The 8,964-nt window shown below is 29.4% G+C and carries 10 protein-coding genes; all 10 read left to right on the top strand.

Annotated elements, in window-relative coordinates; translation table 11 throughout:
• Positions 1-215: 215 nt before the first annotated feature.
• Entirely contained in the window at positions 216-1,931 is a 1,716-nt protein-coding gene (locus ACRDDE_RS12675; protein ID WP_438627783.1) for a proline--tRNA ligase, read from the top strand.
• Between the two features lie 220 nt (positions 1,932-2,151).
• Complete coding sequence (gene gltX / locus ACRDDE_RS12680) at positions 2,152-3,633, top strand: glutamate--tRNA ligase (RefSeq protein WP_438627785.1); 1,482 nt, start codon at positions 2,152-2,154, stop codon at positions 3,631-3,633.
• Positions 3,634-3,784: 151 nt separating this feature from the next.
• Positions 3,785-3,958: a hypothetical protein gene (locus ACRDDE_RS12685; protein ID WP_438627787.1), complete on the top strand. Its 174-nt coding sequence runs from the start codon at positions 3,785-3,787 to the stop codon at positions 3,956-3,958.
• A 113-nt stretch (positions 3,959-4,071) separates the two neighbouring features.
• A complete protein-coding gene (gene cysS, locus ACRDDE_RS12690; protein ID WP_438627789.1) occupies positions 4,072-5,469 on the top strand; it encodes a cysteine--tRNA ligase in 1,398 nt (465 codons plus the stop codon).
• Entirely contained in the window at positions 5,454-5,867 is a 414-nt protein-coding gene (locus ACRDDE_RS12695) for a Mini-ribonuclease 3 (RefSeq protein WP_438627791.1), read from the top strand. The genes cysS and ACRDDE_RS12695 overlap by 16 nt, the downstream gene beginning before the upstream one ends.
• Before the next feature lie 165 nt (positions 5,868-6,032).
• On the top strand, positions 6,033-6,791 hold the full coding sequence (thyX, locus tag ACRDDE_RS12700) for an FAD-dependent thymidylate synthase (RefSeq protein WP_438627793.1): 759 nt from the start codon (positions 6,033-6,035) through the stop codon (positions 6,789-6,791).
• Between the two features lie 12 nt (positions 6,792-6,803).
• Entirely contained in the window at positions 6,804-7,538 is a 735-nt protein-coding gene (gene rlmB / locus ACRDDE_RS12705) for a 23S rRNA (guanosine(2251)-2'-O)-methyltransferase RlmB (RefSeq protein ID WP_021431488.1), read from the top strand.
• Positions 7,539-7,542: 4 nt separating this feature from the next.
• Positions 7,543-8,070, top strand: a complete 528-nt coding sequence (locus ACRDDE_RS12710; protein ID WP_438627795.1) for an NYN domain-containing protein — start codon at positions 7,543-7,545, stop codon at positions 8,068-8,070.
• Positions 8,071-8,130: 60 nt separating this feature from the next.
• The gene (gene sigH / locus ACRDDE_RS12715; RefSeq protein WP_021428164.1) at positions 8,131-8,778 is read left to right on the top strand and encodes an RNA polymerase sporulation sigma factor SigH; all 648 of its coding nucleotides are present in this window, start codon (positions 8,131-8,133) and stop codon (positions 8,776-8,778) included.
• 64 nt (positions 8,779-8,842) lie between these two features.
• A partial coding sequence (locus ACRDDE_RS12720) for a GTP-binding protein (protein WP_270506500.1) occupies positions 8,843-8,964 on the top strand: 122 nt, incomplete at its 3' end.

Consider the following 8,964-nt stretch of genomic DNA (forward strand, 5'->3'; position numbering starts at 1 on the left):
TTGGTGAAAGTTTCTAAAAATTATTCTTTGAACCAGTCTCAGAGCTTAAGAATGGTAAAAAGTTCTTACGGGAAGGACCGTTATATCCTATAAAGAGAATTGATAAAATTACTTATCAATTAACTAGAGTGGTACCGCGGAAATATAACCTTTCGTCTCTATATTGAGATGAAGGGTTTTTTGATTATAAAAAAGTTAAATAGGAGGAAGAAAATATGAAAATGTCAAGAATGTTTATGCCTACTTTAAGAGAGGTTCCAGCAGATGCAGAAATAACTAGTCATCAGTTAATGATAAGAGCTGGTATGATAAAGAAAATGTCATCAGGGGTATACAATCAATTACCTATGGGAATAAGAGTTTTCAAAAAAATAGAAAATATAATAAGAGAAGAGTTAAATAAAAAGGGATGTCAAGAAATACTATGTTCTGCATTAATTCCAGCTGAATTATGGCAAGAGTCTGGAAGATGGGATGTAATGGGAGCAGAAATGTTTAGATTAAAAGATAGAAATACTAGAGATTACTGCTTAGGACCTACTCACGAAGAAGTTTTTACAGATATAATAAGACAAGAAATTACTTCATATAAACAATTACCATTAAACTTATATCAAATTCAAACTAAATATAGAGATGAAAGAAGACCAAGATTCGGAGTAATGAGAACTAAGTCTTTCACTATGAAAGATGCATATAGCTTTGATACTGATGAAGCTGGATTAGATAAATCATATCAAGATATGTATGATGCATATACAGAAATATTTAGAAGATGTGGATTAGAAAATAGTCCAGTTCAAGCTGATTCAGGAGCTATAGGAGGATCAACTTCAGCAGAGTTTATGGTTAAATCTCCAGTAGGTGAGGATGAAATAGTATTCTGTACTTGTTGTGACTATGCAGCAAATATAGAAAAAGCTCATTCAGGAGACGACTTAAAAGCTAAAGAAGAAATGAGAGAATTAGAACCAGTTCATACTCCAGGGGTAACTACTATAGAACAATTATGTGAGTTCTTTAATACAACAGCAGATACATTTGCTAAAACATTAATATATGAAGCAGATGGAAAGACAGTAGTTGTTTTAGTAAGAGGAGATAGAGATGTAAATGAAGTTAAAGTTGCTAATGCTGTAGGTGAAGTTATAGAATTTGATTTAGCAAGAGAAGAAGTAGTAAAAGAATTAACTAATGCTGAAGTTGGATTTGCTGGACCAATAGGAATGAAAGCAGATTATGTATTTATAGATAAAGAAGTAGCAGAGCAAAGCAATATAGGGGTTGGTGGAAATAAAACTGATTACCATATAAGAAATGCTAACTTTGGTAGAGATTTTGATGGTGTAGTTGGAGATTTCAGAAATGTACAAGAAGGAGATAAATGTACATGTTGTGGTGCTCCACTTGAAATAGCTAGAGGAGTTGAAGTTGGTCATATATTCAAATTAGGTACAAAATACTCAGAAACTATGGGAGCTAAATTTATAGATAAAGATGGTAAGAGTAAACCAATAGTTATGGGATGTTATGGTATAGGTGTTGAAAGAACTGCTGCAGCAGTTATAGAACAACATAATGATGACAATGGTATAGCATGGCCTTTAGCAATAGCTCCATATCATGTAGTTGTAGTTCCTGTAAATATAAAGAAAGCTGAGCATATGGAAGCAGCTGAGAAGATATATAACGAATTAACAGCTATGGGAGTAGAAGCATTATTAGATGATAGAGATGAAAGAGTAGGAGTAAAATTCAAAGACTCTGAATTAATAGGTATACCTATGAGAATAACAGTAGGTAAAGATATAACTGATGGAAAAGTTGAGTTTAAATTAAGAGATGAAGCAGAAAAAGAGTTAATATCTTTAGAAGAAATAAATGATAAAATAAAAGCTGAATTTGCTAAAAATGAAGTTAAGTTAGGATAGTTTAAATTAAAATAGTATATATAATCCACGAAGTTATTAACATTTTGAATAAAATGTGGATATATATACTATTTAATTTTGTACAAAAATACAATTATCCACAGGTGGAAAATTAAAAAAATAGGGTAACTATAGTAATAGTAATATAAAGTTTTTATTATAAATACTGATTAAGTTTGGTATTATAATAGATATTAAGATTATTTTAGGAGGTAAAGTTATGAACGTAAGAGTAAGATTTGCTCCAAGTCCAACAGGATTTGTTCATATAGGTAGTTTAAGAACTGCATTATACAATTATCTATTTGCAAAAAGAATGGGTGGAGAATACATATTAAGAGTTGAAGACACTGATAGAACTAGAATTGTTGATGGGGCAATAGAAAATATGCTAGAAGCAATGTCATGGGCAGGAGTTAACCATACAGAAGGAGTTATGTTAGATGAAAATAAAAATGTAACTCAAGTTGGACCATACGGACCATATATACAATCTGAAAGATTAGATATATACAAAGGTTATATACAAGAATTATTAGATAGTGGAAAAGCATACTATTGTTTCTGTTCAAAAGAAAGATTAGATAAAGTTAGAGAGCAACAAAAAGAAGCTGGAGAAACTCCAAAGTATGATGGTCATTGTAGAAATTTATCAAAAGAAGAAGTAGAAGCTAAATTAGCAGCTGGAGAAGAACATGTAATAAGATTAAAATTACCTGAAAATCATGTTATAAAGTTTACTGATTTAGTAAGAGGAGAAACTGAATTTAACACTGATGAATTAGATGATCAAGTTCTTATAAAAACTGATGGATTCCCGACATACCATTTCGCAGTTGTTGTAGATGACCATATGATGAAAATAACACATGTTATAAGAGGAGAAGAATGGATATCATCTACTCCAAAACATGTATATTTATATGAAGCATTTGGATGGGAAGCTCCTACATTTGTACATCTTCCAAACATACTTAATAAAGAAAAGAAAAAATTAAGTAAGAGACATGGAGATGTTGCTGTAGAAGACTTCAAGAGAAAGGGATACTTACCAGAAGGATTAGTAAACTATGTTGCTTTAGTTGGTTGGTCTCCAGAAGATAATCAAGAATTATTCACTATGAAAGAATTAGAAGAGCACTTCTCTGTTGAAAGAGTTTCTAAGAGCGGTGGAGTATTTGATACAGATAAATTAAATTGGGTTAACCAACATTATATAAAAGATGCTTCAGATGAATATATAACTGATTTAGCGATACCTTTCTTAATAGAAGCTGGATATATAACAGAAGAAGATGCTAGAGATAGATATGATTTTGTTAAATCTATGGTTTCTGTTGTTAAAGAAAAGCTACAGTATGTAAAAGAAGTAACAGATCACGTAAATATATTCTTTGGTAATAAAGTAGAGTTAGAAACAGAAGAGTGTCAAGAATTCTTAAAATTAGAACATATGCCAACATTAATAAATGCATTAGAGGAAAAAATTAATGCCGCAGATGAAATAAGTGAAGAGTTCTTTAAGGCAATGCTTAAGGAAATACAAAAAGAACATGGAATAAAAGGTAAAAACTTATTCATGGGAACTAGAATAGTATTAACAGGACAAATGCATGGACCAGATTTACCAAAAGCAGCTGATGTTATAGGTAAGCAAACATGTTTAAATAGAATAAAATATGTAAAAGAAAACTTATTATAGTAAAAATCTCACCTTTTATCAGGTGAGATTTTTTTTATGTAGTTTTTTGAAGAAAGATTACAACCTAAAAATAAAGGAATTTTGTACAGTTAAACTAAATATATTTTAAATAGTTTATTATTAAAATAATGTATATTTTTAGGAGGATTGTATGAGTATAGATATTAAAGAAATAAAGGAGGAACTAGATCAACTTTGTAAAGACTACATAGACATAGTTAGTAAAATGAAAAATAAGAAAATCATTAATGATGATATATATTCAAATTGTGTATCTAATAAAATCGAATTTTTAGAAAAGAATGAGATGATTAAAACTAAATAGTTTGTTTATAAAAGCCCCAGGGTATAATAGTAGTACTATTAATTCGAGCGAATATAAATTATAATAGATTATATAGTTAGATTTATAAATTAAACAATAGTGAGGTGAATATTATGAAGTTATACAATACGTTAACTAGGACAAAAGAAGAATTTGTACCAATAGAAGAAGGAAAGGTAAACATGTATGTTTGTGGACCTACAGTTTATAACTTCTTCCATATAGGAAATGCTAGACCCTTTATAATATTTGATACATTTAGAAGATATTTAGAATATAGAGGTTATGATGTAAAATATATTCAAAACTTTACTGATGTAGATGATAAAATAATAAAAAGAGGTAATGAAGAGGGAATAACTCCGGAGCAAGTTGCTGATAAGTACATAGATGAATATTTTAAAGATGCAGATGGTTTAGGAATAAAAAGAGCTACTGTTCATCCAAGAGTTACTGATAATATCAGTGAAATAATAGAGTTTATAAAAGAATTAGAAGAAAAAGGATATGCTTATGCAGTAAACGGAGAAGTTTATTTTGATACTCAAAAATTTGAAGGATATGGAAAATTATCTAAACAAAATCAAGAAGATTTAGAAGCAGGAGCAAGAATAGAAGTAAACTCTCAAAAAAGACATCCGATGGATTTCGTATTATGGAAGCCTAGAAAAGAAGGGGAGCCAGGATGGGAAAGTCCATGGAGTGTAGGTAGACCAGGGTGGCATATAGAGTGTTCTGTTATGTCTAAGAGATACTTAGGAGACACTATCGATATACATGCTGGAGGGCAAGATTTAGCATTCCCTCACCATGAAAATGAAATAGCTCAAAGTGAAGCTAGAAGTGGAAAAACTTTCTCTAATTACTGGATACACAATGGTTATATAAATATAAATAATGAAAAAATGAGTAAGTCTAAAGGTAACTTCTTTACAGTAAGAGATATATCAGATAAGTATGATTTAGAAGTTGTAAGATTCTTTATGCTATCAGCTCATTATAGAAATCCAGTAAACTTTAGTGATGAAATGTTATCTCAGTCAAAAGCTGGATTAGAAAGATTATACAACACAAAAGAAAAATTAGAATTTACATTAAGTAATTTAAAAGTAACAGATATGAAAGACGACGAAAAAAGTTTAAGCGAAGAATTAAATTCATTTAGAGAAAAATTCATAGCGGCTATGGATGATGATATAAATACAGCTGATGCTATAAGTGTTATATTTGAATTAGCTAGATTTATAAACACTAATGTAAATGAAGAATCATCAATAGAGTTTGCGAAGAAGTGTTTAGCTGAGTTTGGAGAATTAACTAATGTTTTAAATATAGTTAATAAAAAACAAGAAGAAGTTTTACATGCTGACATCGAAAAGTTAATACAAGATAGAGTTGATGCAAAGAAAAATAAAGATTTTGCATTAGCAGATGAAATAAGAAATAAGTTATTAGAAATGGGAATTGTTTTAGAAGATACAAGACAAGGAACTAAATGGAAAAGGGTGTAATAATGGAAAATGTAAACTTAGCTACGGTATCGCCACTGGTTCTTGCTTATTTAGGAGATACTGTATATGAATCACATATAAGGGAGTATCTTATAAATAAAAATGTAAATAAGAAAGTTAATGATTTGCATAAGACAGCTATAAAATATGTAAAAGCTAAGGCTCAAGCAAATGTGATTCTTACTATTGAAGAATCATTGACTGAAGAAGAACAGAGAATATATAAAAGAGGACGTAATCAAAAGTCTCATACTACACCTAAAAATGCAGATATTATAGACTATAAAAATGCTACTGGATTTGAAGCTTTAATAGGATATCTTCATATGAAAAAAGATTATGAAAGATTGAACTATATAATTCAAAAATCAATTGAAATAACAGAAGAGAGCATATAATAAAAAAGAGCTATCTCTATGTAGAGATTAGCTCTTTTTTATGCTTATATAAAAATTCATGTTAATCTAAAAAAACTCTATTTATAAGTATAAACTCCATTTTTAGACAAAATGAAGACGAAATAATGTATAATAATATAATAAACTATTAAAGGAGGTACACACATGAAAGTTAAAGTAATAGCACACACACCTGAACCAGAAAAGGTGATATCAATGGCAGCAAAATTATGTTATTCATCTGTAGGAGTAGATGAAATAGAACAAAATTTGACTGATGAAAGTGTAGAAAAATTTTTAAATATGTTAATAAATATAGGACATGAATCTCCGTTAGAGCATGTTACATTTACATTTGCTGTAGAAGGGATATCAAGAAGCTGTTCACATCAAATTGTTAGACATCGTATAGCAAGTTTTTCTCAACAAAGTCAAAGATATGTTAAGCTAGATCAATTTGAGTATATAGTTCCTCCTGAAATAGAGAGTATCGCGGAAGCTAAAGAACTATTTATAGATGCTATGAATAAAGATCAAGAAGCTTATGACAAATTAGTGGATATCTTATTTGAAAAACATTATAATAATTTAATTGAATCTGGAAAAAATGAGAAGGAAGCTAAAAGAAATGCAGAAAAGAAAGCAATAGAAGATGCAAGATATGTTTTTCCTAATGCATGTGAAACGAAGATGGTATTTACAATGAATACTAGAAGTTTATATAACTTCTTTAATCATAGATGTTGTGAAAGAGCACAATGGGAAATTAGAGAGTTATCTATAGAAATGTTAAGACAGGTAAGATTAATAGCTCCTATATTATTTAAGAATATAGGGCCAAAGTGTATAAAAGGACCTTGTCCAGAAGGAAAAATGACTTGTGGAAATATTGTTCAAGTAAGAGAAAAGTTTAATAATTTATAGGCGGTGAAGAGTTTGGCAATTATAGAAGGTAGAAATCCAGTTATAGAAGCTATAAAAAACGATAGAGAAATAGATAAAATAATGATAGCGAATGGGGCTAAAGAAGGCTCTATAAAAAAGATAACTGCAATGGCAAAAGAAAAAAATATAATAATACAATATGTTGATAGAAATAAATTAGATGAAATAAGTACTAGTCATTCACATCAAGGTGTAATAGCTAATGTTAGTGAATACAAATATTTTGAACTAGATGATTTAATTCAAAATGCAAAAGATAAGGGAGAAGACCCATTTTTTATAATATTAGATGAAATAACAGATCCTCATAATTTAGGATCAATAATAAGAACAGCTGATGCTGTAGGAGCACATGGAGTTATAATTCCAAAGAGAAGATCAGTTCATATAACACCTACAGTTGTAAAGGCATCTGCAGGGGCTGTAGAGTATGTACCTGTTTGCAAGGTAACTAATATAGTTAACACAATAAAAACATTAAAAGAGCACGGTTTATGGATTGCAGCAGCAGATATGGATGGACAAACATTTTATGAGCAAAACCTAACAGGTCCTATAGGTTTAGTAATAGGAAGCGAAGGTTTTGGTATATCAAGGCTTGTTAAAAAGAATTGTGACTATATAGTAAAAATGCCTATGGTAGGAAATGTTACTTCATTAAATGCATCAGTTGCAGGAAGTATACTTTTATATGAAATATTCAAACAAAGAATAGGCTCTAAATAAGGTAATGAAAAGAAAGTTTAATCATTATCTAATAATTGATGGATATAATATTATAAATTCATGGGAAGAACTTAGACGTATTTCAGTAGAAGATTTAGATGCATCTAGGGAAAAATTAATTGATATAATCATTGAATATGCAGAGTTTTCAGGCCAAAAAGCCATTGTTGTTTTTGATGCATATAATGTTAAAAGCTCTATGGAAAAAATAGAAAATAGAAAATATATAACAGTAGTTTATACAAAAGAACATCAAACAGCAGATAGTTATATTGAAAAATATATAACATCTTTATCTAAGTATGATGTTGTTAAAGTAGCTACAAATGATTATGCTGAACAACAAATAGTATTAGGTAAAGGAGCATCTAGAATATCAGCTAGAGAGCTTAAATTAGACATAGAAGACGCTAAAAACAAGATAAGAAGTAAACAAATAGGGTCAGAGCGCAAAATTCAAAGAAATTGGTTAGAAGATAGATTAGATAAAGAAACTTTGTCGAAACTTGAGAACATTCGTAGAAACCGTTGAAATTACTAAGTTTAATAAACTATAATATACCTATGAAATTAAGTAATGGGGGATAGTAAAATGTTAGTAGCTAAAGAAAATAATTTTGGGTTTATAAATAATTCTCAGCAAGATGAATATGAAATAGTATTAAAAGCAAACAAAGGGGATACAATAGCACTGGAGTATATAATTACCAAGTATAAAAACTTTGTTAAATCAAAGGCAAAGTCATACTTTTTAGTAGGAGCGGATAAAGAAGACATAATCCAAGAAGGTATGATAGGACTTTACAAAGCTATAAGAGATTTTGACGGTACTAAAACAAACTCTTTTAAGTGTTTCGCAGAGATATGTATAACAAGGCAAATTATAACAGCAATAAAAACAGCAACAAGACAAAAACATATACCACTTAACTCTTATGTATCTTTGAACAAGCCTATATATGATGAAGAGTCAGATAGAACTTTATTAGATATAATAGCAACAAGTATAATTACTGATCCAGAAGAATTAATAATAAGCAAAGAGGAACTTAAAAATATAGAATCAAAGATGAATGAAATTTTAAGTAAGTTGGAGCTAGAAGTTTTAGAATTGTACTTAAATGGTAAGTCTTATCAATACATAGCAGATAAATTGGATAGAGATGTTAAGTCTATTGATAATGCGTTACAAAGAGTAAAGAGAAAATTGGAAAAATATCTTGAAAACAGAAATAATTAATAGTAAAATACTTAGCATAAGCTTAATGTAAGCATTAACAAATATACAAAGGGAGGAATTCAAAATGGCTAAAGCTAAATTTGAAAGAAACAAGCCACACGTTAATATAGGAACAATAGGTCACGTTGACCACGGTAAAACTACATTAACTGCAGCTATAACAAAAACATTATTCGATAGATATCA

This window comes from Paraclostridium sp. (genome assembly GCF_051656405.1).
Classification (GTDB): domain Bacteria; phylum Bacillota; class Clostridia; order Peptostreptococcales; family Peptostreptococcaceae; genus Paraclostridium.

Excerpts from the sequence above, each read along its gene's own strand:
- ACRDDE_RS12675 (WP_438627783.1), top strand. The coding sequence starts at position 216 with ATGAAAATGTCAAGAATGTTTATGCCTACTTTAAGAGAGGTTCCAGCA.
- gltX (WP_438627785.1), top strand. The coding sequence starts at position 2,152 with ATGAACGTAAGAGTAAGATTTGCTCCAAGTCCAACAGGATTTGTTCAT.
- ACRDDE_RS12685 (WP_438627787.1), top strand. The coding sequence starts at position 3,785 with ATGAGTATAGATATTAAAGAAATAAAGGAGGAACTAGATCAACTTTGT.
- cysS (WP_438627789.1), top strand. The coding sequence starts at position 4,072 with ATGAAGTTATACAATACGTTAACTAGGACAAAAGAAGAATTTGTACCA.
- ACRDDE_RS12695 (WP_438627791.1), top strand. The coding sequence starts at position 5,454 with ATGGAAAAGGGTGTAATAATGGAAAATGTAAACTTAGCTACGGTATCG.
- thyX (WP_438627793.1), top strand. The coding sequence starts at position 6,033 with ATGAAAGTTAAAGTAATAGCACACACACCTGAACCAGAAAAGGTGATA.
- ACRDDE_RS12710 (WP_438627795.1), top strand. The coding sequence starts at position 7,543 with ATGAAAAGAAAGTTTAATCATTATCTAATAATTGATGGATATAATATT.
- sigH (WP_021428164.1), top strand. The coding sequence starts at position 8,131 with ATGTTAGTAGCTAAAGAAAATAATTTTGGGTTTATAAATAATTCTCAG.